Below are 23,619 nucleotides of genomic sequence, written 5' to 3' on the forward strand. Positions count from 1 at the left end.
TTGCGGCACATACCGTATCAGCCACTTTTTCCGGCAGGCATAACGCGCCAGCCACTGAGGAGCCAACATGGACTGCACCCAAAACCTGAGCCTGGGCGACCCGCTGGAGCCCGTCCGCAAGGCCACCGCGCAGATGCTGCACGAACGCGACCACAGCTTCTCGCTGCCGCAGCCGTTCTACAACGACGAGCGCCTGTTCCAGGTCGACATGCAGGAGATCTTCCACAAGGAATGGTTGATCGCCGGCATGACCAGCGAAATCCCGACCAAGGGCAACTTCCTCACCCTGCAGATCGGCGACAACCCGATCATCGTCATCCGCGGCGCCGAAGGTCAGATCCATGCCTTCCACAACGTCTGCCGCCATCGCGGTTCGCGCCTGTGCGTCTCCGACAAAGGCAAGGTCGCCAAGCTGGTCTGCCCCTACCACCAATGGACTTATGAGCTCGATGGTCGCCTGTTGTTCGCCGGCACCGAGATGGGCGAAGACTTCAAGCTCTCCGACTACAACCTCAAACCGGTCAACTGCAAGACCGCTGGCGGCTTCATCTTCATCAGCCTGGCGGACAACCCGCCGGCCATCGACGAGTTCCTGAGCACCCTGGCTCATTACATGGAGCCGTACGACATGGAGAACACCAAGGTCGCGGTGCAGAGCGTCATGCACGAGAAGGCCAACTGGAAGCTGGTGATCGAGAACAACCGCGAGTGCTACCACTGCAACGGTTCGCACCCGGAACTGCTCAACACCCTGCTGGAATGGGATGACGTCACCGACCCACGCGCCAGCCAGGCGTTCAAGGATCAGGTGGCCGAATGCACCGGCCGCTGGGACAAGGACAACATTCCCTACGCCCACGCCAGCTTCGGCCTGCGCAACCGCATCGTGCGCATGCCGCTGCTCAAGGGCACCGTCTCCATGACCATGGACGGCGAGCCCGGCTGTAACAAGCTGATGGGCCGCATCACCGACCCGGACCTTGGCTCCATGCGCATCCTGCACCTGCCGCATTCGTGGAACCACTGCATGGGCGATCACCTGATCAACTTCACCGTATGGCCGGTCAGCGCCCAGGAGACGATCGTCATCACCAAGTGGCTGGTGCACAAGGATGCAGTAGAAGGCGTCGACTATGACGTGGCGCGCCTGCGCCAGGTGTGGGACGCCACCAACGACCAGGATCGACGCCTCGGCGAGGAAAACCAGCGCGGCATCAACTCCACCGCCTACCAGCCGGGCCCGTACTCCAAGACCTACGAGTTCGGCGTGATCAACTTCCTCGACTGGTACAGCGAGCGCATGCTCAACAACCTCGGCGACACCCCGGCGCAACTGCGCCAGGTTGAGGGCTGACAACGCCCCGACGGGCCATGCCAGTGGCCGGCCTCATTAGGCCGGCCACTTCCCCCGTAAGCCTCCCCGCAGCAAGCGCATCACTGAACGCCGAGCGCAGGCTAGCTCAGCACAAACGCCGCGCGTGCGCGCAAACTGATCCTTACTGAGCGTCGCCCTTGAAGCCCTTGGCGACGAAGTACACCTCACGCGAACGCGGACGCGAGGCTGCCGGCTTGCGCACCATGACCTTCTCGAAGGAACGCCGTACGTCGCGCAGGTACTCATCCGAACCCTCGCCCTGAAACACCTTGGCGACGAAGTTGCCGCCAGGTTTGAGCACCTGTCGGGCCATGTCCAGCACCAGTTCCACCAGATACATCGACGCTGCCTGATCGGCCACGCCGACGCCGCTGATATTGGGGGCGATGTCAGAGACGATCAAATCCGGGCGACGACCATCGAGCAGATCGAGAATCTGCTGGAACACCTTGTCGTCGGTGAAGTCACCCTGAATGAAGTCGACGTTATCGAGCGAATCCATCGGCAGGATGTCGCTGGCGATTACCCGGCCGGTGGCCCCCACCATACGTCCGGCGATCTGCGACCAGCCACCGGGGGCCGAGCCCAGATCCATCATCAGCATACCGGGACGAATCAGCTTGTCCTTTTCGTTGATCTCGATCAGCTTGTAGGCGGCACGCGAGCGGTAGCCGTCCTTCTGCGCCTGCTTCACGTAGGGATCGTTCACATGTTCGTTCAGCCAGCGGCTGCTGCTTTTTGAGCGTTTCATCGTTCAACCAGATCAATTCCAGGAAGGCAGCCCGCCGGCATGGTGACCCGGGCTGCACAATTGTCGCGAGTATAAGCCATCGCAGCCCTCCGGCTCACGCCGGCCGGCCCTGCAGCCTGACAGCCCGCCGGGTGGCAGGTACAATCGCAGCGGCCTCGCTACCGCGAGGAGCCCCGCTTTCACGCCCCTTTCCAGGCCTTCCATGAAACTCGACGACGTCAAGAAACTGCAGCAGAAAAAGTACCGGGAGCAATTCGGCCACTTCCTCGTCGAGGGCGAACACCTGGTGCTGGAACTGCAGAAAGCGGCGCAGCACGCGCCCCTACTGGCAAGCAGCGAACTCTACGTCACGGCCGCCTACGAGCACTGGCAGAGCCCGTTCAGGACGCACCTGATCAGTGACCGGCAGATGGCGCAGATCGCCGACACCAAGACCCCCCAGGGGATCATCGCGGTAGTGCCGATGGCGGCGATTGGCTCCGACCCGTCGGCGCCCGCCGGCAAGGCCATCTACCTGCACGAGATCCAGGACCCCGGCAACCTCGGCACCATCCTGCGCAGCCTCGCCTGGTTCGGCGGCTTCCGCTGCCTGCTCAGCCCCGGCAGCGTCGACCCCTTCAATCCCAAGGTGGTGCGCGCCAGCATGGGGGCAATCTTTCACACCCCCATCGAGCAGGATGTCAGCCTCGACAACCTGAGCACGCGCTTTGCACGCATCGCCTGCCTCGACATGCAGGGCCAAAGCCTGCGCGCACCGGCCTTCGCGCAGGCCGAGTGCTACCTGTTCGGCAACGAAGCGCGCGGCGTCCCCAGCCAGGCGCTGAGCGAGCTCAACGCCACGCCGTTCAGCATCGCCGGCAGCGGCGCGATCGAGTCACTGAACCTGGCCAGCACGGTAAACATCTGTGTGTATGAGCTGAGCCGCTAGCCCGCGACTCATGCCCGCGCGTCCCGGCGCTCGGCGAAAACCCACAAAAAAGCCCCGCCAGATCGCTCTGGCGGGGCTTTTCAGTTACAGCGCTAAGCTAGCCGCATCAAGCCTTGTTGGCTTTCTTGGCAGCGCGGGTGCGCTCGCCTTCGTCGAGGATCTTCTTGCGCAGACGGATCGACTTCGGCGTCACTTCGCACAGCTCGTCATCCTGGATGAACTCCAGGGCCTGCTCCAGGGTGAAGCGAACCGGCGGTACCAGAGCGATGGTTTCATCCTTGCCCGAAGCACGCATGTTGTCGAGCTTCTTGCCCTTGGTGGGGTTGACGCCCAGGTCGTTGTCGCGGCTGTTCAGGCCGATGATCTGACCGTTGTAGATTTCCTGGCCGTGCTCGATGAACAGCTTGCCGCGCGCCTGCAGGGTTTCCAGGGAGTAGGTCAGCGCCTTTCCGGTATCGATCGACACCAGTACGCCGTTCTGACGGCCAGACATGGTGCCCGGCTTAACGGTGTCGTAACGGTCGAAGATCGAGGTCAGGATGCCGGCGCCGTTGGTCAGGGTGAGGAACTGGTTACGGAAACCGATCAGACCGCGAGCCGGGATGTTGTATTCCAGGCGCACACGGCCTTTGCCGTCCGGCGCCATGTTGGTCAGGTCGCCCTTACGCAGGCCCATCTCCTCCATGACCTTGCCCTGGGCTTCTTCCGGGATGTCGATGGTGACGTTCTCGTACGGCTCCTGCTTGACGCCGTTGACTTCACGGATGATCACTTCCGGACGGCCGACGCCCATTTCGAAGCCTTCGCGGCGCATGGTTTCGATCAGTACCGAGAGGTGCAGCTCGCCACGACCAGAGACCTTGAACTTGTCGGCGCTGTCGCCCTCTTCAACGCGCAGGGCCACGTTGTACAGCAGCTCCTTGTCCAGACGCTCCTTGATGTTGCGGCTGGTGACGAACTTGCCTTCCTTGCCGCAGAACGGCGAATCGTTGACCTGGAAGGTCATCGACACGGTCGGCTCGTCGACGGTCAGCGGCTTCATCGCCTCGACATGGTTGATGTCGCACAGGGTGTCGGAGATGAACAGCTGGTCCATGCCGCTGACGCAGACGATGTCACCGGCGGTGGCTTCTTCGACGTCTACGCGGTGCAGGCCGTGGTGGCCCATCAGTTTGAGGATACGGCCGTTACGCTTCTTGCCGTCGACGTCGATGGCCACTACCGGCGTGTTCGGCTTGACGCGACCACGGGCGATACGGCCAACGCCGATGATGCCGAGGAAGCTGTTGTAGTCCAGCGCGGAGATCTGCATCTGGAACGGGCCGTCGAGGTCGACGTTCGGCGCCGGCACGTGGTCGACGATGGCCTGGTACAGCGGGGTCAGGTCTTCGGCCATGTCGCTGTGGTCGAGACCGGCGATGCCGTTCAGGGCGCTGGCGTAAACGACCTGGAAGTCGAGTTGCTCGTCAGTGGCGCCGAGGTTGTCGAACAGGTCGAAGATCTGGTCCATGACCCAGTCAGGACGCGCGCCCGGACGGTCGATCTTGTTGATCACGACGATCGGCTTGAGGCCAGCTTCGAAGGCCTTCTTGGTCACGAAGCGGGTTTGCGGCATCGGGCCGTCCTGGGCGTCGACCACCAGCAGTACGGAGTCGACCATCGACATCACGCGCTCGACTTCACCGCCGAAGTCGGCGTGGCCGGGGGTGTCGACGATGTTGATGCGGTAGTCGTTCCACTTGATGGCGGTGTTCTTGGCCAGAATGGTAATGCCGCGCTCTTTTTCCTGGTCGTTGCTGTCCATCACGCGCTCGTCGTTGAGCTCGTTACGCTCCAGGGTGCCGGATTGACGCAGCAGGGCGTCGACGAGGGTGGTTTTGCCATGGTCGACGTGGGCGATGATGGCGATGTTGCGCAGTTTTTCGATCACTGTATGTATCTCGATCAGAGGATTCGGTGTGTCGCCCAGCCTGGACGACGAATATGAAGAAATTGGAGTCAGCGGGCCGAATACGGCACCTGTGAAAGCGAGCGGTCGGGAGGGCGATGGCGGATACTCCCGCCATTGAGCCCCGGCGTTCTATGACGGACGATAAACGCGCACATTGGCATGCCCCTCACTCAACAGATGATGGGCATGCAGGCGACTCATGACGCCCTTGTCGCAATACAGCAGGTACTGGCGGTTCTCATCCAGTTCCTTGAATTTGTTGTTCAGCGCGTAGAACGGCAGCGCCTGCACTTCGATGCCCGGCACGTCCAGCGGCTGGTCTTCGGCGGCATCGGGGTGACGGATATCGATGACGATCTGTCCGGCCAGCGCTTCGCCGACTTCCTCGACCTGCACGTCCTTGCCCAGTTCGTCGATCACACGGTCGATGGGCAGTTGGGTGGCGCGTTCCAGGGCACGTTCGAGGATGGCCATGTCGAACTGCGCCTCCTCGTACTCGATGCGATAACTGCGCGCCTTGGTGGTCGGGTTGACCGAGATCACGCCGCAATACTCCGGCATGTTCTTGGCGAATTCGGCGGTGCCGATGCGCGTGGCGGTGTCGATGATGTCCTGCTTGTGGCTGGCGATCAGTGGGCGCATCACCAGCATGTCGGTGGCCGAGTCGATCACCGCCAGGTTGGTCAGGGTCTGGCTCGAGACCTGGCTGATCGCCTCACCGGTGACCAGCGCTTCGATCTGCAGGTTTTCGGCAATACGGGTGGCCGCGCGAAGCATCATGCGTTTGAGGATAACGCCCATCTGGCTGTTGTCGACCTTGCCGAGAATCTCGCCGACCACTTCCTCGAACGGCACGCTGATGAACAGCACACGCTGCGAGCGGCCGAACTTCTGCCATAGATAGTGCGCCACTTCCATCACGCCCAGCTCATGGGCACGACCGCCGAGGTTGAAGAAGCAGAAGTGACTGACCAGGCCGCGACGCATCATCTGATAGGCCGCCACGGTGGAGTCGAAGCCGCCACTCATCAGCACCAGGGTCTGTTCCAGCGAACCGAGCGGATAGCCGCCGAGCCCTTCGTGACGGTTATGCACCACAAAGAGGCGCTGATCGCGAATCTCCATGCGCACTTCGACATCCGGCTTCTTCAGATCGATGCCGGCTGCATTGCACTCGCGGCGCAGGCGCGAACCGACATGACGCTCGACATCGATGGAGCTGAACGCATGCTTGCCGCCACGCTTGCAGCGTACGGCAAAGACCTTGCCCGGCAGCTGGTCGGCGTAATGGCGCTTGCAGTGTTCGGTGATGTCGTCGAGATCGCCCAGCGGGTACTCATTCACCTCGAGGAACAGACCAATGCCCGGCGTGTTACGCAGGCGTTCGGTCATCTCGGCCAGCAGCCTGGCATCGTCCAGGTCGGTCTCGACCTCCAGATTGTCCCAGACACCGGTCACCCGAACGTCGGGGTCAAGATCACGCAGCACGGAGCGAATGTTCTTCCCCAACTGGCGGATGAACTGCTTGCGCACCGGGCGGCTCTTGATGGTGATTTCCGGGAAAACTTTGACGATGAGCTTCATGAATAAGCCGCCCACTTGGGGGACGAAAAAACAGGGGCGCGGATTATAGCGGAAATTGTTCAAGCTTTGACCAAAAATACTGCATCGATCACTTCATGCACCAAAATGGTTCTTTATTGAAATTTCCAGCCCCTAAACAGTGCAAATATTCCTGGCAAATGACGACGCAGGCGGCGCAATCCCTGAGTTTCGCGGCTTCTGCCCAATACAGGGCACTGGCATGCAATTTGCTCCCTTGTGAGGCAGGTCGCCCTGAAGGACTATCCCGCCGGGCTTCACCGCATCTTCAAGGCTTATCGACAAGAGCCTTTTCCACCTGGAGGACAACATGTCTAAGGCTGTTCAACTGATCAAAGAACACGACGTGAAGTGGGTAGACCTGCGCTTCACCGACACCAAGGGCAAACAGCATCACGTGACCATGCCGGCCCGTGACGCCTTGGACGAAGACTTCTTCGAACACGGCAAGATGTTCGACGGCTCGTCCATCCACGGCTGGAAAGGCATCGAAGCCTCCGACATGATCCTGATGCCGGTCGATGAAACCTCCGTGCTGGATCCGTTCACCGAAGAGCCGACCCTGATCATCGTCTGCGACATCATCGAGCCGAGCACCATGCAAGGCTACGATCGTGACCCGCGCTCGATCGCCAAGCGCGCTGAAGAGTTCCTGAAAACCACCGGCATTGGTGACACCGTATTCGTCGGCCCGGAGCCGGAGTTCTTCATCTTCGATCAGGTGAAGTTCAAGTCCGACATCTCCGGCTCGATGTTCAAGATCTACTCCGAGCAAGGTTCCTGGATGACGGACCAGGACGTCGAAGGCGGCAACAAGGGCCACCGCCCGGCTGTCAAAGGCGGTTACTTCCCGGTTCCGCCGTGCGACCACGACCACGAAATCCGTACTGCCATGTGCAATGCCATGGAAGAAATGGGTCTGGTCGTCGAAGTGCACCACCACGAAGTGGCCACTGCCGGTCAGAACGAAATCGGCGTGAAGTTCAACACCCTGGTGGCCAAGGCTGACGAAGTTCAGACCCTGAAGTACTGCGTGCACAACGTCGCCGATGCCTACGGCAAGACCGCGACCTTCATGCCGAAGCCGCTGTACGGCGACAACGGCTCGGGCATGCACGTGCACATGTCGATCTCCAAAGACGGCAAGAACACCTTCGCGGGTGAAGGCTATGCCGGTCTGTCCGAGACCGCCCTGTACTTCATCGGCGGCATCATCAAGCACGGTAAGGCCCTGAACGGCTTCACCAACCCGTCGACCAACTCCTACAAGCGTCTGGTTCCGGGCTTCGAAGCGCCGGTCATGCTGGCCTACTCGGCTCGCAACCGTTCCGCTTCGATCCGTATTCCGTATGTGTCGAGCCCGAAAGCCCGCCGCATCGAAGCGCGCTTCCCGGACCCGGCTGCCAACCCGTACCTGTGCTTCGCTGCACTGCTGATGGCCGGCCTGGACGGCATCCAGAACAAGATCCACCCGGGCGATGCCGCCGACAAGAACCTGTACGATCTGCCGCCGGAAGAAGGCAAGCTGATCCCGCAGGTTTGCGGCAGCCTGAAGGAAGCCCTGGAAGAGCTGGACAAGGGCCGCGCGTTCCTGACCAAGGGCGGCGTGTTCTCCGACGACTTCATCGATGCCTACATCGAGCTGAAGTCCGAAGAGGAAATCAAGGTACGCACCTTCGTACACCCGCTGGAATACGACCTGTACTACAGCGTCTAAGCCAGATTCGCGCCGCTCTGCGGCGCGCCCGAAGCCCCGCCCGGCCTGCCGTGCGGGGCTTTTTTATGCGCCTGCGCACCGACTGTCGCTACTCGCGAACCCGCTCGCCTCGAATGCTCGCAAGCGGATTTCACCCATACACGACCGCACGCCAAGCGGCCGATTTGTAGCCAAACATCACAGCCACAATCCCCTGTGCTTGCCAGGAACCGATTGCAGTGCAAGGCTTAGCGCATCATCCGCGGAAGGAACGGCCCATGCGCCCGCTACTCGCCTGCCTGCTGCTTGCCCTGGCCCTGCCGACCCATGCGCAGATCTACAAGTACATTGACGCCAACGGCAATACGGTCTTCACCAACCAGCCGCCTGAAGGCGTGGCAGCTGAAAGCATCAACCTGCCACCTACCAATACGGTGGAAAGCCAAGCGCCCGCGATGGCAGCCGAAGGCGACAATGCCTCCGCACAGAATGAGGCGCCCTACGCCGTACTGAGCCTGAGCGGGATACCGGACGATGAAGCCATGCGCGCCAACAATGGCAGCTTCGTCGTCGGGGTAAACATCGAGCCGCGCCTGCAACCAGGACATGTGCTCAGGCTGATACTAGATGGCCAACCCTACGGCCAGCCCAGCAACGTCCCCAGCCTGCAACTGACTGAACTCGACCGAGGCGAACACAGCCTAGCCGTCGCCGTCATGGCCGGTGACCGTATCGTCCAGCAAAGCGCCAGCGAAACCTTTACCGTGCAGCGCATCAGCGTCAACAGCCCAGCCCGCCCACCGGTATCGCCAACGCGCCCAGCCCCGAAACCTGCGAACTGATCATGATGCGCGTACTGCTGCTCTGCCTGCTGTTCATCACCCCAGTGGCTTCGGCCCAGGTCTATACCTATATCGATGCCGAAGGTAACCGCGTGTTTACCGACAAACCGCGTAGCAGCAATGCCGAGCGGGTGATGCTAGCGCCCTCCAACAACGTCGAACTGAGCCAACCCGCGCCCACGGTGCGCATGGCGCCGGCACCCGCAGTGAGCAAGCCCACCGTGCATTACCAGGTGCTGCGCATTCTCGTACCGGAGCCGGATGCCTCCATCCATAACGGTTCAGGCGAGATGATCGTTACCCTGAGCAGCGAGCCCGGCCTGCTGCCGGGGCACAACTACCGCCTGCTGCTCAATGGCCAGCAACAGGGTGAAAGCAGCCGCAGCCCGGTTTTCTCCCTGCAGCACATCGACCGGGGCACGCACCAACTGGCAGCAGAGATCATCGACTCTGCCGGTCTCATCGTCGAGCGCACACCGGCGCAACCCTTTCATATGCACCGCATGAGCCTGACGCAAAAGCGCAAGATCAATCCCTGCAAGAAAGAGGAATACGGCGTGCGGCCCGAGTGCCCACTGAAAGACAAGCCCAAGGAAAAAACCAACATCCTGCCCTTTCTCTGAACGCTGATTGCACCTTAATGGTGCAATCTGGCGCACCACCTCCTAAGCTCTCCCTGTTTTGGGTCGCTTTTCCTCACGTCGCCACCCGTTGGCACCCACAAAGCCCGGGTAGATCGCAGAGAAAACGGCCTCGCACCATTTTTCACCTCGCTTGCAACGGCCCAGAGGCGGCTGCCGGGGATGGCAGGCCAGAAAAAATGCGTCTTTTCGGGGCTTTGGTTTGCTTCTTGCATTTTCTGCCCCATCGCCGGAACGCACTGCCTATGATCATCAACGACGCGCTGCACCGCCTGCTACTCGACAACCTGACCACCGCCACCCTGCTGCTCAACAGCCAGCTGTGCCTTGAGTACATGAACCCGGCGGCGGAAATGCTCCTGGCCGTTAGCGGCCAGCGCAGCCATGGTCAGTTCATCAGCGACCTGTTCACCGAATCGCCAGAGGCGCTGTCATCCCTGCGCCAGGCGGTGGAGCAGGCGCACCCGTTCAACAAGCGTGAGGCCGTACTGACCTCGGTCACCGGCCAGACGCTGACCGTGGACTACGCGGTGACGCCACTGTTCAGCAAGGGCGAAACCCTGCTGCTGCTGGAGGTGCACCCACGCGACCGCCTGCTGCGCATCACCAAGGAAGAGGCGCAGCTGTCCAAGCAGGAAACCACCAAACTGCTGGTGCGCGGCCTGGCTCACGAGATCAAGAACCCGCTCGGTGGCATCCGAGGCGCCGCACAACTGCTGGCCCGCGAACTGCCCAACGAAGACCTCAAGGACTACACCAACGTCATCATCGAAGAGGCCGACCGCCTGCGAAATCTGGTCGACCGTATGCTCGGCTCGAACAAGCTGCCGTCGCTGGCCATGACCAACGTGCATGAAGTGCTCGAGCGCGTCGCCAACCTGATCGAAGCGGAATGCCAGGGCGGCATCACCCTGGTGCGCGACTACGACCCGAGCATCCCGGATCTGCTGATCGACCGCGAACAGATGATTCAGGCCGTGCTCAATATCGTGCGCAACGCCATGCAGGCCATCGCCGGGCAGAAACACGACATGGGCCTGGGGCGCATCAGCCTGCGCACCCGCACCCTGCGCCAGTTCACCATCGGCCACACGCGCCACCGCCTGGTGGTCAAGGTCGAGATCATCGACAACGGCCCGGGCATACCGCCCGAGCTGCAGGAAACCATCTTCTATCCCATGGTCAGCGGGCGTGCCGACGGCACCGGCCTGGGCCTGGCCATCACCCAGAACATCATCAGTCAGCACCAAGGTCTGATCGAGTGCGAGAGCCACGCCGGCCATACCGTGTTCTCGATCTTCCTGCCGCTGGAACAAGGAGCGCCCACACCATGAGCAGCAGTGAAACCGTCTGGATTGTCGACGACGATCGTTCCATCCGCTGGGTTCTGGAAAAGGCCCTGCAACAGGAAGGCATGACCACCCAGAGTTTCGACAGTGCCGACGGTGTACTCGCCCGCCTGACCCGCCAGCAGCCGGACGTGATCATCTCCGACATCCGCATGCCCGGCTCCAGCGGCCTCGACCTGCTGGCACGCATCCGCGAGCTGTACCCGCGCCTGCCGGTGATCATCATGACCGCGCATTCCGACCTGGACAGCGCGGTGGCCAGCTACCAGGGTGGCGCCTTCGAATACCTGCCCAAGCCATTCGACGTCGATGAAGCGGTGTCGCTGGTCAAGCGCGCCTTCCAGCACGCCCAGGAACAGCAGAGCCTGGCCGCGCCCGCCGCACAGGCGCGCACCCCGGAAATCATCGGTGAAGCCCCGGCGATGCAGGAGGTCTTTCGCGCCATCGGTCGCCTCAGCCATTCCAATATCACCGTGCTGATCAATGGCGAATCCGGCACGGGTAAAGAGCTGGTGGCGCATGCCCTGCACCGCCACAGCCCGCGCGCGGCGGCGCCGTTCATCGCCCTGAACATGGCGGCGATCCCCAAGGACTTGATGGAGTCCGAGCTGTTCGGCCACGAGAAAGGCGCCTTCACCGGCGCGGCCAACCAGCGCCGTGGTCGCTTCGAGCAGGCCGACGGCGGCACCCTGTTCCTCGACGAAATCGGCGACATGCCGGCCGATACCCAGACGCGCCTGCTGCGCGTGCTGGCCGATGGCGAGTTCTACCGCGTCGGCGGCCATACCCCGGTGAAGGTAGACGTGCGCATCATCGCCGCCACCCACCAGAACCTGGAAACACTGGTGACTGCCGGCAAGTTCCGTGAAGACCTGTTCCACCGCCTCAACGTCATCCGTATTCATATCCCGCGCCTGGCCGATCGCCGCGAGGACATCCCGACCCTGGCCCATCACTTCCTCGCCCGCGCCGCGCAGGAGCTGGCGGTGGAGCCGAAATTGCTCAAGAGCGAAACCGAGGATTACCTCAAGCACCTGCCCTGGCCGGGCAACGTGCGCCAGTTGGAGAACACCTGCCGCTGGATCACCGTCATGGCCTCGGGGCGCGAGGTGCATGTCGACGACCTGCCACCGGAGCTGCTAACCCAGCCGCAGGACGCCGCGCCGGTGACCAACTGGGAACAGGCGCTGCGCCTGTGGGCCGATCAGGCCCTGGCGCGTGGCCAGTCCAACCTGCTCGATGTCGCCGTGCCGGCCTTCGAACGGATCATGATCGAGACCGCGCTCAAACACACCGCCGGCCGCCGCCGCGATGCGGCCCTGCTGCTGGGCTGGGGGCGTAACACCCTGACGCGCAAGATCAAGGAACTGGGCATGAAGGTCGACGGCGGGGACGATGACGACGGCGACGACTGATCCCGCCAGCGCTACGAAAAGGGCATCCCGTCGGATGCCCTTTTCGTTTCTCGGAGAATGTCCCCGGATTGCATCCGGGCTACGGAACCACGAGCAAACCGTAGGGTGCGCCGCGCGCACCGCCTATTGAGACAGGCTCAACCGCGCTGCGCGTTCTTGATCGAGATCTGCGTATTGAGTGTCCAGAAATCGTAGAGCACGCCAATCAGGAACAGGCCGCCGGTGAACAGGTAGATGATCCCGGTGATCCACTTGCCCTGGTACATGCGGTGTACACCGAAAATGCCAAGGAAGGTCAGCAGAATCCACGCCACGTTGTAGTCGGTGTCGCCGGCGGTGAAGCGCAGATCGGCCTCACGATCCATCGCCGGGATCAGAAACAGGTCGATGATCCAGCCGATGAAGAACAATCCCAGGGTGAAGAACCAGATGGTGCCGGTGACCGGTTTGCCGTAATAGAAACGGTGCGAACCGAGAAAGCCGAAAATCCACAGCAGGTAGCCAATCAGCTTGCTGTGCGTATCCTGTCGTTGCATGGCGAACTCCTTGTGCGAGATACAGCATAAGACGCTGCAGGCCGGGATAAGGTTTCACGCGCACCGGGGCGACGCAACATCACGAACCACTTGATAGCTCTACAGCGCCCATATACTGTATAAAAAAACAGTATAGATATCGCGCGCCATGCAACTGATCGAAAAGCTCACCATCCTCGCCGACGCCGCCAAGTACGATGCCTCCTGCGCCAGCAGCGGCGCACCCAAGCGCAGCTCCAGGGGCAAGGACGGCATCGGCTCGACCAACGGCATGGGCATCTGCCACAGCTATACGCCGGATGGCCGCTGCGTGGCGCTGCTGAAAATCCTGCTGACCAACTTCTGCCTGTACGACTGCCAGTACTGCATCAACCGCCGCTCCAGCGATGTGCCGCGGGCACGCTTCAGCCCCGAGGAAGTAGTCACGCTGACCCTCGACTTCTACAAGCGCAACTGCGTCAGCGGCCTGTTCCTCAGCTCCGGCATCATCCGCTCGGCCGACTACACCATGGAGCAACTGATCCGCGTCGCCAAGCTGCTGCGCCAGGAGCACCAGTTCCGTGGCTATATCCATCTCAAGACCATCCCCGAGGCCGCGCCGGAACTGATCGCCGAAGCCGGTCTGTACGCCGACCGCCTGAGCGTCAATATCGAGCTGCCCACAGAGACCAGCCTGGTACGCCTGGCGCCGGAGAAAAACGTCGCCAGCATCCACCAGGCCATGCATGACATTCATCTGGGTGAACGCGAGGCCAAGGAAGAGCGCTGCGCCCCGCGCTTCGCCCCGGCCGGGCAGAGTACGCAGATGATCGTCGGCGCCGACGCCACTGACGACAGCACCATCCTGCACAATGCGCAGAGCCTGTATCAGGACTATCGCCTGCGCCGCGTTTACTACTCGGCCTTCAGCCCCATCCCGCAGAGCCCGAAAAGCGTGCCCTTCGAAGCGCCGCCGCTGCTGCGCGAACACCGTCTGTACCAGGCGGACTTTCTCATGCGCGGCTACGGCTTCAGCGCCACCGAGTTACTCAGCGGCCCCGGCAATCTGGATCTGGACATCGACCCCAAGCTGGCCTGGGCGCTGGCCAACCGTGAGCAGTTTCCGGTGGATCTGAACCGTGCCGACGAATCATTGATCGCCCGCGTGCCCGGCATCGGCGTGCTCAGCGCCCGGCGCCTGGGCGCGCTGCGGCGTGAACGGCGCATCCGCTTCGAGGATCTGACCCGCTTGCGCTGCGTACTGGAGAAGGCCAAGCCCTTCATCATCACCCAGGACTATCGGCCGCCGCTGGCCGAGCACGAGTCCGTGGTGCTGCGCCAGCAACTGCGCGACACCCCGGCACAGATGGCGTTGTGGTGATGCATAGCCTGCGTTTCGACGGCACCTTCGCCACCTGGCGCCAGGCCGCGCGCCGCGCTCTGCTGCAGGGCCTGGCTCCCCATCAGTTGCAATGGCTGGACGACGAGGAACACCCCAGCCTGTTCGACCAGCCCGCCGAGTGTACGCCGCAGCCCAGTGGTCGCCTGCGCGTATCGCCCGAACTGCTGGAGCTGCTGGAGAGCGCTGCCCAGTACCGTGGTGAGGAGCGCTGGAGCCTGCTCTACCGAGTGCTCTGGCGTTTCGTCCAGGGCGAGCGCAGCGCCGTATTGGCTGGTGACTCCGACGGCAGCGAGCTGCATCGCCGGCTCAAGGCGGTGCGCCGCGAAGCGCATCATCTGCATGCCTTCGTGCGCTTTCAGCCGAGCAAGGCTGCGGGTGCGCCGGACTTCGTCGCCTGGTTCGAACCGGCGCACGATATCCTCGCCTCGGCCAGTGGTCACTTCGCCGAACGCCTGGGCAAGCACAGTTGGCTGATCGCCACACCGCGCGACGGCGTCTACTGGGATGGTCAGCGCCTGCAGCACGAACGCCGTTGCCCGGCGCAGTGGCAGGCCTGGGCGCAGCAGCCCGAGGATGACGGCCAGGCCCTGTGGCGCGCCTATTACGGCAGCACCTTCAACCCGGCACGACTCAACCGCATGGTGATGCAGCAGCATTTGCCCTTGCGCTTCTGGAAGCACCTGCCGGAAGGCCCGCTGATTCCGCAACTGATGAGCGAAGCGCGTGCCGGTGCGCAGCGCGATGGCCAGGCCCTGGTGCTGGCCGGCAGAAAGGGCAAACGTATCGCCCGGATAAACGAAGGGGACGCAGCGCGTCCCCCGTCAGGCAGCGTCAGCGGAAGCGACGCCCCGGATCTTCCTCGCTGACCTCCAGCGCCAGGCCCTGGGCCATGCTGGTCAGGTGATCGCCATCGGTTTCCGAACCGAGCTTGATCATCAGGCGCAGGTCGTTGGCCGAGTCGGCGTAGAGCAGCGCATCTTCGTAGGTGATCTCGCCCTGGGTGTAGAGGTTGTACAGCGCCTGGTCGAAGGTCTGCATGCCCTGCTCGGTGGAACGTTTCATCAGGCCCTTGAGCTCGTGCACTTCACCCTTGCGGATCAGGTCGGCGGCCAGCGGGGTGTTGATCAGCACCTCGATCACCGCACGACGGCCCTTGCCATCCGGGGTTGGAATCAGTTGCTGGGCGACGATGGCCTTGAGGTTGAGCGACAGGTCCATCCACACCTGGTTCTGCCGGTCGGCCGGGAAGAAGTTGATGATGCGATCCAGCGCCTGGTTGGCGTTGTTGGCGTGCAGGGTGGCCAGGCACAGGTGACCGGTTTCGGCGAAGGCCACGGCATGATCCATGGTCTCGCGGGTGCGCACCTCGCCGATGAGAATCACGTCCGGCGCCTGGCGCAGGGTATTTTTCAGCGCCACCTCGAAGGACTCGGTGTCGATGCCCACTTCGCGCTGGGTGACGATGCAGTTCTGGTGCTGGTGGATGTATTCGATCGGGTCTTCGATGGAGATGATGTGGCCGCTGCTGTTCTTGTTGCGGTAGCCAATCATCGCCGCCAGCGAGGTGGACTTACCGGTGCCGGTGGCGCCGACGAACAGCACCAGGCCGCGCTTGGTCAGCGCCAGCTTCTTGAGGATGTCCGGCAGCTTGAGTTCATCGAGGGTCGGGATATTGGTCTCGATGCGGCGCAGCACCATGCCCACCAGGTTGCGCTGGTAGAAGGCACTGACACGGAAACGGCCGATACCACGGGCGCTGATGGCGAAGTTGCATTCGTGCTTTTCGGCAAACTCGCGACGCTGTGCCTCGTTCATCACCCCCAGCACGGTTTCTCGGGTCATTTCCGGCGACATGGCGGTCTTGGTCACCGGCATGATCTTGCCATTGACCTTCATCGACGGCGGCACGCCAGCGGTGATGAACAGATCGGAGCCGCCTTTTTCGACCATCAGACGCAGTAGTTTTTCGAATTCCATCGTCGTGTTCGCTCATCCGCACGCATGAATGCAAGGCCCCGCAGCGCAGGACCAGCGGCTGCGAGCGTGTCATCGCAGCCGTGAAGTAGTCCGTAGGGTGGGCTTCAGCCCACCAACAGTGGCCGGCCTTGGTGGGCTGAAGCCCACCCTACCCACTGGGTTTTCCTAGAAGTTTTCCGGGCTCTTGGCCTTCTCGCGGGCACTGTCGCGGCTGACCAGGCCCTTGGATACCAGGGTCTTCAGGCAGGCATCGAGGGTCTGCATGCCCAGCGCACCACCGGTCTGGATCGCCGAATACATCTGCGCCACCTTGTCCTCGCGGATCAGGTTACGGATGGCCGGCGTACCGATCATGATTTCGTGCGCCGCCACACGACCGCCGCCGATCTTCTTCAGCAGGGTCTGCGAGATCACCGCCTGCAGCGATTCCGACAGCATCGAACGCACCATCGATTTCTCTTCGGCGGGGAACACGTCGACCACGCGGTCGATGGTCTTGGCAGCAGAGGTGGTGTGCAGGGTGCCGAATACCAAGTGGCCGGTTTCCGCGGCAGTCAGCGCCAGGCGGATGGTTTCCAGGTCGCGCATCTCGCCCACCAGAATGATGTCCGGGTCTTCACGCAGGGCCGAACGCAGCGCCTCGGAGAAGCCGTGGGTATCACGGTGCACCTCACGCTGGTTGACCAGGCACTTCTTCGACTCGTGAACGAATTCGATGGGGTCCTCGATGGTGAGGATGTGGTGGTACTTGTTGCTGTTGAGGTAGTCGAGCATCGCAGCCAGGGTGGTCGACTTGCCCGAACCGGTGGGGCCGGTGACCAGCACCAGGCCGCGCGGCACGTCGGTGATCTTGCGGAACACCTCGCCCATGCCGAGGTCTTCCATGGTCAGTACCTTGGATGGAATGGTCCGGAACACCGCACCCGCGCCACGGTTCTGGTTGAAGGCGTTGACCCGGAAACGCGCCACGCCCGGCACCTCGAAGGAGAAGTCGGTCTCGAGGAACTCTTCGAAATCCTTGCGCTGCTTGTCGTTCATGATGTCGTAGATCAGCGCGTGTACCTGCTTGTGATCCAGCGGCGGCAGGTTGATGCGGCGTACATCGCCGTCGACGCGGATCATCGGCGGCAGCCCCGCCGAGAGGTGCAAATCCGACGCGCCTTGCTTGGCGCTGAAGGCGAGCAGCTCAGTGATATCCATGGGACTCCCCAATTACAAGCAAGCAGGTAGAATGCCGCGAACGCTGAACGAGCGGGCTTTTATAGAGCGCAGGTAATGTCCACGATAGCAGAGAATATTGCAAAGGTCGGTGCGCGTATCCGTGAGGCGGCGCAAGCCTCGCAGCGTAATTTCGCGGACATCGGCCTGCTCGCGGTGAGCAAGACCAAACCGGCAGACGCCATTCGTGAAGCCCATGCCGCCGGCGTGTGCGATTTCGGCGAGAACTACCTGCAGGAGGCCCTGGAAAAACAGACCCAGCTGGCTGACCTGTCCTTGACCTGGCACTTCATCGGCCCCATTCAATCAAACAAGACCCGGCCCATCGCCGAGCATTTCGACTGGGTGCATTCGGTGGATCGCCTGAAAATTGCCCAACGCCTGTCAGAACAGCGTCCTGCGCACCTGCCAGCGCTGAACATCTGCCTGCAGGTCAACGTCAGCGGTGAGGACAGCAAGTCCGGCTGCAGCCCCGAAGAGCTAACGGCGCTGGCCCGGGCCGTCGTTGCCCTGCCCAACCTCAGGCTGCGCGGGCTGATGGCGATTCCCGAACCGACCGACGATGTCGCCGCACAACACGCCGCCTTCGCCCGCTTGCGCCAATTGCGTGATGAGCTGGCGCTGAACCTCGATACCCTGTCCATGGGCATGAGCCATGACCTGGAAGCCGCTATCGCCGAAGGCGCCACCTGGGTGCGCATCGGCACGGCCCTGTTCGGCGCCCGCGATTACGGCCAGCCCACTCACTGAATGAAGGAATTTCTGCAATGAGCAACCCGAGCATCGCCTTCGTCGGCGCCGGCAACATGGCCGCCAGCCTGATTGGCGGCCTGCGCGCCCAGGGCGTGGCAGCCAGCGCCATCCGCGCCAGCGAGCCCGGCAGCGAACAGCGCGCCCGCCTGCAGCAAGAGCACGGTATCGCCACCTTCGCCGACAACGCTGAAGCCATAAAAGGCGCCGATCTGATTGTGCTGGCGGTCAAGCCGCAGATCATGAAGGCGGTATGCCTGGATCTGGCGCCGCACCTGGCTCCCAACCAGGTGATCATCTCCATCGCGGCCGGCATCAGCTGCGCCAGCCTGGAGAACTGGCTGGGCGAGCGTGCAGTCGTGCGCTGCATGCCCAACACGCCGGCGCTGCTGCGTCAGGGCGTGTCCGGGTTGTTCGCCAACGCCCGCGTCAGCGCCGCGCAGAAGGCACAGGCCGAACAGGTGCTGAGCGCCGTTGGCCTGGCGCTGTGGCTGAATGAGGAAAGCCAGCTCGATGCCGTCACTGCAGTATCCGGCAGCGGCCCGGCCTATTTCTTCCTGCTGATCGAAGCGATGACCGCTGCGGGCGAAAAACTCGGTCTGCCGCGCGAAACCGCTGCACGCCTGAGCATCCACACCGCGCTGGGTGCGGCACGCATGGCCAGTGAAAGCGATGTCGACGCCGCCGAATTGCGTCGTCGTGTGACCTCGCCGAACGGCACCACCGAGGCAGCGATCAACACCTTCCAGACCGGCGGCTTCGAAGCGCTGGTACAACAGGCGTTGAATGCCGCCGCCAACCGCTCGGCCGAACTGGCCGAACAACTGGGTCAATAAGGAAGCACTTATGTCCGGACTCATCGAAGCCCTCATCTACATCATCCAGACCCTCGGCAGCCTGTATCTGCTGATCGTGCTGCTGCGTTTCATCCTGCAGCTGGTACGCGCCGACTTCTACAACCCGCTCAGCCAGTTCATCGTCAAGGCCACGCAACCCTTGCTGACGCCGCTGCGCCGCATCATCCCCGGCTTCGCCGGGCTGGATCTGGCCTCGCTGGCGCTGGCCATCCTGGTGCAGTTGCTGCTGATGATCGTCACCCTGACATTGATGGGCATCAACGTAGGCGGTGTCATTCCGCAACTGCTGGTGTGGTCGTTGATTGGCGTGACCTCGCTGTTTCTCAAGGTGTTCTTCTTCGCCCTGATCATCAGCGTGATCCTCTCCTGGGTCGCCCCGGGTAGCTACAACCCAGGCGCACAACTGGTGAGTCAGATCTGCGAACCGCTGCTGGCGCCGTTCCGCAAGCTGCTGCCAAATCTGGGCGGCCTGGATATTTCGCCGATCTTCGCCTTCATCGCCATCAACCTGATCGATCGCTTCGTCATCGGTGGCCTGGCCGCGTCCACTGGCCTGCCACCGATGCTCAGCCCCTTCCTGTAAACCTGAAAGTCAGGCAGCGACGCCTTGCATGCCACGTCTCCCCGCGGGGAGAGGGTGGCATGCAGCGCGCATGCGAGGTATGACCATCAATACCGCAAGCTTCTACCGCTGGGACGGCGAGGATCTGATCCTCGACTGCCACCTGCAACCCAAGGCGAGCAAGGACGAGTTCGCCGGGCTGCAGGCCGAGCGGCTGAAGATTCGTCTCATCGCCCCACCGGTCGATGGCAAGGCCAACGCCCATCTACTGGCCTTTCTGGCCAAGGCCTTCGGTGTCGCCAAGAGCCAGGTAATCCTGGAAAGCGGCGAGCTCAACCGGCATAAGCGCCTGCGTATCCGCGCGCCCAAAAGCCTGCCGCCGATTCCGGGCCTGCAGCGCCCCTGACGACCACTCGGCGCCCCAAGCCGACCATAAGGCGGGAGCGTAGCGCTGGCCAATTGACGCCTGCCTTGCAGCTCGCATAATGCAGGCTATCGTCGTGAGAGCCGTGCGTCCTGGCGGCAGCCCCAACCGAACCGTCACGCAGCCCCCGCAAGAGGATGATCTTGCCGAGAGGAGAGCCAGGATGAGCATGGAACGTCTCAGCCAGCAGGTCGATGCCTACGTCGCCTGGAAACGCGAACTGATGCGTGAGATCACGCGCTATCGCAGCTGGCTGGAGCACAACCGGCTCAACTCCGAGGCGGTGCAGGCCAAGCTTGACCGTGCGCTGAAGATCCTGCGCACCGACCACATCACCCTGGCCTTCGTCGGCGAGTTCTCGCGCGGCAAGACCGAACTGATCAACAGCCTGTTCTTCTCCGAATACGGCCAGCGCATGCTGCCTTCGCATGCCGGGCGTACCACCATGTGCCCCACCGAGCTGTTCTTCGACCCGCGCTCGGAACGCCCCTACATTCGTCTGTTGCCCATCGAGACGCGCACGGCCTCGGCCAGCGTCGCACAGTTCAAACGCATCCCGCGGCACTGGGTGAACATCCCGCTGGATACCAGCGACCCGGCCAATATGGCCCTGGCTTTCAGCCAGGTGGCCAAAACCAAATCCATGCCGGTGGAACAGGCGATCCAGCTCGGTTTCCACCCGGACATGCTCGAAGGCACCGGCAAACGTGGCCAGGTACTGGTGCCGGCCTGGCGCCATGCCATGGTCAATTTCGACCACCCGTTACTGCGCCAGGGCCTGCGCATTCTCGATACCCCCGGGCTCAACGCCCTCGGTAGCGAGCCGGAGCTGACCCTATCGATGCTGCCCAATGCCCAGGCGATCATCTTCCTGTTGGCCGCCGATACCGGCGTCACCGCCAGCGACATGAGCATCTGGCAGCAGCACATCCGGCAGCTCGACGAAGACGCCCAGACCAGCCTGTTCGCCGTGCTCAACAAGATCGACGTGCTGTGGGACGACCTGGCAGGCGAGACCTTCGTGCAGAACGCCATTGGCCAGATCCAGAGCGCCACCGCCAAGCAATTGGGCATCGCCAAGCAGGACGTACTGCCGCTGTCGGCCAAGCAGGCACTGTTGGCCAAGGTGCGCAAAGACGAAGGACTGCTGGCACGCAGCCAGATGGCTGGTCTGGAAAACCTGCTGTGCGAGCGAATCGTCGCGCAGAAGGAACGCCTGATCGAAGATCATGTGGTGCGTCAGGTGCTGGCGCTGGTGAACAACAGCCAACATGTGCTCAACCTGCGCCTGGAGAAAGTCAGTGAGCAGTTGGCCCTGCTCGGCAACCATCAACAGGACAACGGCCAGCTGCTGTTCGAGCTGACCGCCAAAACCAAGGAAGACCACAGCCTGCACCACAAACGCCTGCTTGGTCTGAAGACCAACCAGCGCCTGCTGCAGCGTCAGGGTCAGCTGCTGCGACACGCCGCACGCGCCGAACGCCTGGAGGAACACCTGAGCGAGGTGCGCCGCAATCTCACCGGCAGCTGGACCACCCTGGGCATCAACCAGGCCATCCTGCATTTCTTCCGCGCCGTCGAACAGGATCTGCACAACCTGCAGCACGAAGCCGACATGGCCAACAAGATGGTTGCAGCCATCTATCGTCGACACAACGAAGACAATCCGCTGGGTGGGGTCGACGCGCCGCAGTTCAAGATCCAGCGCTACCTGCGCGAGCTGAACAAGCTGCAAGCCAAGGGCGATCAGTTCCGCCTGCACGTGAAGACGCTGCTTACCGAACAACGCACCCTGACCCGGCGCTTCTTCGCCACCCTGGCCCAGGAAGTGATCGGCCTGCACCAGCGCCTGCGCCTGGATGCCGAGCAATGGGCCGCCGATGCGCTGATGCCGCTGATGCAACACACTCTGGAACACAAACAGATGCTGGAAAGCCACATGTTGCGCCTCAAGGCACTGGCCCAGGAAACCCAGCAGACGCGTAAACGCAGCCAGTTGCTGGCGCGTTATCAGCAAGAGCTGGAGCAACAACTGGCCCAGGCCGGCGAGATGCTGCGCGTACTGCGCCGCCCGGCACCAGTGCAGCGCCAGGGCAAGGTGGTCAGCCTGCCGGTGGCGGCACGGCAACAAAGCCAGTAGCACAAGCGGGCGGCATGCTCGCTTGCCGCTACCGGCGGTGCTCTTTAGACTGGCGCCCTCCTCCGATTCATTAGCAGCGCCTCCATGCCCACTGCCTTTCCCGAAGATTCCGTCGGCCTGGTCAGCCCCCAGGTGTTCCGTTTCAGCGAGCCATTGGCGCTCGCCTGCGGGCGCAGCCTGGCCGAGTACGAACTGGTCGTCGAAACCTATGGCGAACTGAACGCCGCACGCAGCAATGCGGTGCTGATCTGCCACGCCCTGTCCGGCCACCATCACGCCGCCGGTTACCACAGCCCGGATGACCGCAAACCCGGCTGGTGGGACAGTTGCATCGGCCCCGGCAAACCGATAGACACCAACAAATTCTTCGTCGTCAGCCTCAACAACCTCGGCGGCTGCAACGGCTCAACCGGCCCCAGCAGCACCAACCCCGCTACCGGCAAGCCCTATGGCGCGGATTTCCCGGTGATGACCGTGGAAGACTGGGTACACAGCCAGGCGCGCCTGGCCGATGTGCTCGGCATCGAGCAATGGGCGGCGGTGATCGGCGGCAGCCTCGGCGGCATGCAGGCCATGCAGTGGACCATCAGCTACCCCGAGCGCGTGCGTCACTGCCTGGCCATCGCCTCGGCGCCCAAGCTGTCGGCGCAGAACATCGCCTTCAACGAGGTGGCGCGCCAGGCGATTCTCACCGACCCGGACTTCCACGGCGGACACTTCCTGGAACAGGGTGTGATCCCCAAGCGCGGGCTGATGCTGGCGCGCATGGTCGGCCATATCACCTACCTGTCCGATGACGCCATGGGCGAGAAATTCGGCCGAGGCCTGAAGAGCGAAAAGCTCAACTACGACTTCCACAGCGTCGAGTTCCAAGTGGAAAGCTACCTGCGTTACCAGGGCGAGGAATTCTCCGGGCGTTTCGACGCCAACACCTACCTGCTGATGACCAAGGCCCTGGATTACTTCGACCCGGCCGCCGCCAACGACGGCGACCTGGCCAAGACCCTGGCTGTGGCCAAGGCGGACTTCTGCCTGATGTCCTTCACCACCGACTGGCGCTTCTCCCCGGCCCGCTCGCGGGAGATCGTCGATGCGCTGACGGCGGCGAAGAAGAACGTCTGCTATCTGGAGATCGACGCACCGCAGGGCCACGACGCCTTCCTCATGCCGATCCCGCGTTACCTGCAGGCGTTCGGCAGCTACATGAAGCGAATCGAGGTATGA

Annotated in this window: 21 protein-coding genes; 15 read left to right on the forward strand and 6 right to left on the reverse strand. The window is 62.6% G+C overall.

The window, feature by feature from the left end; all coding sequences use genetic code 11:
* Positions 1 to 67: 67 nt before the first annotated feature.
* A complete protein-coding gene (gene gbcA, locus J7655_RS19620) occupies positions 68 to 1,354 on the forward strand; it encodes a glycine-betaine demethylase subunit GbcA (protein WP_230925842.1) in 1,287 nt (428 codons plus the stop codon).
* Positions 1,355 to 1,496: 142 nt separating this feature from the next.
* Here the strand turns inward: gbcA and rlmE are convergent, their stop codons facing one another.
* Complete coding sequence (gene rlmE, locus J7655_RS19625) at positions 1,497 to 2,126, reverse strand: 23S rRNA (uridine(2552)-2'-O)-methyltransferase RlmE (RefSeq protein ID WP_003463912.1); 630 nt, start codon at positions 2,124 to 2,126, stop codon at positions 1,497 to 1,499.
* 202 nt (positions 2,127 to 2,328) lie between these two features.
* Between rlmE and J7655_RS19630 the strand changes: the two genes are divergently transcribed.
* Entirely contained in the window at positions 2,329 to 3,054 is a 726-nt protein-coding gene (locus J7655_RS19630) for a TrmH family RNA methyltransferase (RefSeq protein WP_179574704.1), read from the forward strand.
* Positions 3,055 to 3,160: 106 nt separating this feature from the next.
* On the opposite strand, the gene typA is transcribed toward J7655_RS19630, so the two are convergent.
* Both typA and thiI read right to left on the reverse strand, forming a co-directional pair.
* Positions 3,161 to 4,984 carry a translational GTPase TypA gene (gene typA, locus J7655_RS19635; RefSeq protein WP_230925843.1) on the reverse strand — a complete coding sequence of 608 codons (1,824 nt, stop codon included), beginning with the start codon at positions 4,982 to 4,984 and terminating at the stop codon, positions 3,161 to 3,163.
* Between the two features lie 150 nt (positions 4,985 to 5,134).
* The gene (gene thiI / locus J7655_RS19640) at positions 5,135 to 6,589 is read right to left on the reverse strand and encodes a tRNA uracil 4-sulfurtransferase ThiI (protein ID WP_230925844.1); all 1,455 of its coding nucleotides are present in this window, start codon (positions 6,587 to 6,589) and stop codon (positions 5,135 to 5,137) included.
* Between the two features lie 328 nt (positions 6,590 to 6,917).
* Here thiI and glnA point away from each other — a divergent pair, with 328 nt between their 5' ends.
* The 5 genes from glnA (at position 6,918) to ntrC (ending at position 12,550) form a co-directional block, all read left to right on the forward strand.
* A complete protein-coding gene (glnA, locus tag J7655_RS19645) occupies positions 6,918 to 8,324 on the forward strand; it encodes a glutamate--ammonia ligase (protein ID WP_230925845.1) in 1,407 nt (468 codons plus the stop codon).
* Between the two features lie 257 nt (positions 8,325 to 8,581).
* Positions 8,582 to 9,145 (forward strand): DUF4124 domain-containing protein, encoded by a 564-nt coding sequence (locus tag J7655_RS19650; protein WP_230925846.1) that lies wholly within the window; start codon positions 8,582 to 8,584, stop codon positions 9,143 to 9,145.
* A gap of 5 nt (positions 9,146 to 9,150) precedes the next feature.
* A complete protein-coding gene (locus J7655_RS19655; protein WP_230927762.1) occupies positions 9,151 to 9,768 on the forward strand; it encodes a DUF4124 domain-containing protein in 618 nt (205 codons plus the stop codon).
* A gap of 263 nt (positions 9,769 to 10,031) precedes the next feature.
* Positions 10,032 to 11,120 (forward strand): nitrogen regulation protein NR(II), encoded by a 1,089-nt coding sequence (gene glnL / locus J7655_RS19660; protein WP_420850899.1) that lies wholly within the window; start codon positions 10,032 to 10,034, stop codon positions 11,118 to 11,120.
* A complete protein-coding gene (gene ntrC / locus J7655_RS19665; RefSeq protein WP_230925847.1) occupies positions 11,117 to 12,550 on the forward strand; it encodes a nitrogen regulation protein NR(I) in 1,434 nt (477 codons plus the stop codon). The genes glnL and ntrC overlap by 4 nt, the downstream gene beginning before the upstream one ends.
* Before the next feature lie 137 nt (positions 12,551 to 12,687).
* Here ntrC and J7655_RS19670 read toward each other — a convergent pair whose 3' ends face one another.
* Positions 12,688 to 13,086: an NINE protein gene (locus tag J7655_RS19670; protein WP_108233432.1), complete on the reverse strand. Its 399-nt coding sequence runs from the start codon at positions 13,084 to 13,086 to the stop codon at positions 12,688 to 12,690.
* A gap of 148 nt (positions 13,087 to 13,234) precedes the next feature.
* Between J7655_RS19670 and J7655_RS19675 the strand changes: the two genes are divergently transcribed.
* Both J7655_RS19675 and J7655_RS19680 read left to right on the forward strand, forming a co-directional pair.
* The gene (locus J7655_RS19675; protein WP_230925848.1) at positions 13,235 to 14,446 is read left to right on the forward strand and encodes a putative DNA modification/repair radical SAM protein; all 1,212 of its coding nucleotides are present in this window, start codon (positions 13,235 to 13,237) and stop codon (positions 14,444 to 14,446) included.
* Positions 14,446 to 15,333 carry a TIGR03915 family putative DNA repair protein gene (locus J7655_RS19680; RefSeq protein WP_230925849.1) on the forward strand — a complete coding sequence of 296 codons (888 nt, stop codon included), beginning with the start codon at positions 14,446 to 14,448 and terminating at the stop codon, positions 15,331 to 15,333. Before J7655_RS19675 ends, J7655_RS19680 begins: the two co-directional genes overlap by 1 nt.
* Here the strand turns inward: J7655_RS19680 and J7655_RS19685 are convergent.
* Positions 15,299 to 16,444 (reverse strand): PilT/PilU family type 4a pilus ATPase, encoded by a 1,146-nt coding sequence (locus J7655_RS19685; RefSeq protein ID WP_230925850.1) that lies wholly within the window; start codon positions 16,442 to 16,444, stop codon positions 15,299 to 15,301. The genes J7655_RS19680 and J7655_RS19685 overlap by 35 nt on opposite strands.
* 165 nt (positions 16,445 to 16,609) lie before the next feature.
* Entirely contained in the window at positions 16,610 to 17,644 is a 1,035-nt protein-coding gene (pilT, locus tag J7655_RS19690) for a type IV pilus twitching motility protein PilT (protein WP_003463935.1), read from the reverse strand.
* Positions 17,645 to 17,719: 75 nt separating this feature from the next.
* On the opposite strand from pilT, the gene J7655_RS19695 reads away from it, so the two are divergent.
* From J7655_RS19695 to metX, 6 genes are all read left to right on the forward strand, one after another.
* Complete coding sequence (locus tag J7655_RS19695) at positions 17,720 to 18,412, forward strand: YggS family pyridoxal phosphate-dependent enzyme (protein ID WP_230925851.1); 693 nt, start codon at positions 17,720 to 17,722, stop codon at positions 18,410 to 18,412.
* Positions 18,413 to 18,429: 17 nt separating this feature from the next.
* Complete coding sequence (gene proC / locus J7655_RS19700) at positions 18,430 to 19,248, forward strand: pyrroline-5-carboxylate reductase (protein WP_230925852.1); 819 nt, start codon at positions 18,430 to 18,432, stop codon at positions 19,246 to 19,248.
* A 10-nt stretch (positions 19,249 to 19,258) separates the two neighbouring features.
* Positions 19,259 to 19,852 carry a YggT family protein gene (locus J7655_RS19705; protein ID WP_230925853.1) on the forward strand — a complete coding sequence of 198 codons (594 nt, stop codon included), beginning with the start codon at positions 19,259 to 19,261 and terminating at the stop codon, positions 19,850 to 19,852.
* A 79-nt stretch (positions 19,853 to 19,931) separates the two neighbouring features.
* Positions 19,932 to 20,237, forward strand: a complete 306-nt coding sequence (locus tag J7655_RS19710; protein ID WP_230925854.1) for a DUF167 domain-containing protein — start codon at positions 19,932 to 19,934, stop codon at positions 20,235 to 20,237.
* 181 nt (positions 20,238 to 20,418) lie between these two features.
* A complete protein-coding gene (locus tag J7655_RS19715) occupies positions 20,419 to 22,395 on the forward strand; it encodes a dynamin-like GTPase family protein (RefSeq protein ID WP_230925855.1) in 1,977 nt (658 codons plus the stop codon).
* Between the two features lie 84 nt (positions 22,396 to 22,479).
* On the forward strand, positions 22,480 to 23,619 hold the full coding sequence (gene metX, locus J7655_RS19720; protein WP_230925856.1) for a homoserine O-succinyltransferase MetX: 1,140 nt from the start codon (positions 22,480 to 22,482) through the stop codon (positions 23,617 to 23,619).

The organism is Pseudomonas wenzhouensis, assembly GCF_021029445.1.
Taxonomy (GTDB): Bacteria; Pseudomonadota; Gammaproteobacteria; order Pseudomonadales; family Pseudomonadaceae; genus Aquipseudomonas; species Aquipseudomonas wenzhouensis.

Bases quoted from the DNA above. Each gene is read 5' to 3' on its own strand.
- J7655_RS19670 (WP_108233432.1), bottom strand. From the start codon at position 13,086: ATGCAACGACAGGATACGCACAGCAAGCTGATTGGCTACCTGCTGTGG.
- J7655_RS19650 (WP_230925846.1), top strand. From the start codon at position 8,582: ATGCGCCCGCTACTCGCCTGCCTGCTGCTTGCCCTGGCCCTGCCGACC.
- J7655_RS19630 (WP_179574704.1), top strand. From the start codon at position 2,329: ATGAAACTCGACGACGTCAAGAAACTGCAGCAGAAAAAGTACCGGGAG.
- thiI (WP_230925844.1), bottom strand. From the start codon at position 6,589: ATGAAGCTCATCGTCAAAGTTTTCCCGGAAATCACCATCAAGAGCCGC.
- J7655_RS19655 (WP_230927762.1), top strand. From the start codon at position 9,151: ATGCGCGTACTGCTGCTCTGCCTGCTGTTCATCACCCCAGTGGCTTCG.
- gbcA (WP_230925842.1), top strand. From the start codon at position 68: ATGGACTGCACCCAAAACCTGAGCCTGGGCGACCCGCTGGAGCCCGTC.
- J7655_RS19695 (WP_230925851.1), top strand. From the start codon at position 17,720: ATGTCCACGATAGCAGAGAATATTGCAAAGGTCGGTGCGCGTATCCGT.
- J7655_RS19685 (WP_230925850.1), bottom strand. From the start codon at position 16,444: ATGGAATTCGAAAAACTACTGCGTCTGATGGTCGAAAAAGGCGGCTCC.
- J7655_RS19710 (WP_230925854.1), top strand. From the start codon at position 19,932: ATGACCATCAATACCGCAAGCTTCTACCGCTGGGACGGCGAGGATCTG.
- glnL (WP_420850899.1), top strand. From the start codon at position 10,032: ATGATCATCAACGACGCGCTGCACCGCCTGCTACTCGACAACCTGACC.
- rlmE (WP_003463912.1), bottom strand. From the start codon at position 2,126: ATGAAACGCTCAAAAAGCAGCAGCCGCTGGCTGAACGAACATGTGAAC.
- ntrC (WP_230925847.1), top strand. From the start codon at position 11,117: ATGAGCAGCAGTGAAACCGTCTGGATTGTCGACGACGATCGTTCCATC.
- J7655_RS19705 (WP_230925853.1), top strand. From the start codon at position 19,259: ATGTCCGGACTCATCGAAGCCCTCATCTACATCATCCAGACCCTCGGC.
- J7655_RS19715 (WP_230925855.1), top strand. From the start codon at position 20,419: ATGAGCATGGAACGTCTCAGCCAGCAGGTCGATGCCTACGTCGCCTGG.
- proC (WP_230925852.1), top strand. From the start codon at position 18,430: ATGAGCAACCCGAGCATCGCCTTCGTCGGCGCCGGCAACATGGCCGCC.
- J7655_RS19675 (WP_230925848.1), top strand. From the start codon at position 13,235: ATGCAACTGATCGAAAAGCTCACCATCCTCGCCGACGCCGCCAAGTAC.
- metX (WP_230925856.1), top strand. From the start codon at position 22,480: ATGCCCACTGCCTTTCCCGAAGATTCCGTCGGCCTGGTCAGCCCCCAG.
- glnA (WP_230925845.1), top strand. From the start codon at position 6,918: ATGTCTAAGGCTGTTCAACTGATCAAAGAACACGACGTGAAGTGGGTA.
- J7655_RS19680 (WP_230925849.1), top strand. From the start codon at position 14,446: ATGCATAGCCTGCGTTTCGACGGCACCTTCGCCACCTGGCGCCAGGCC.
- pilT (WP_003463935.1), bottom strand. From the start codon at position 17,644: ATGGATATCACTGAGCTGCTCGCCTTCAGCGCCAAGCAAGGCGCGTCG.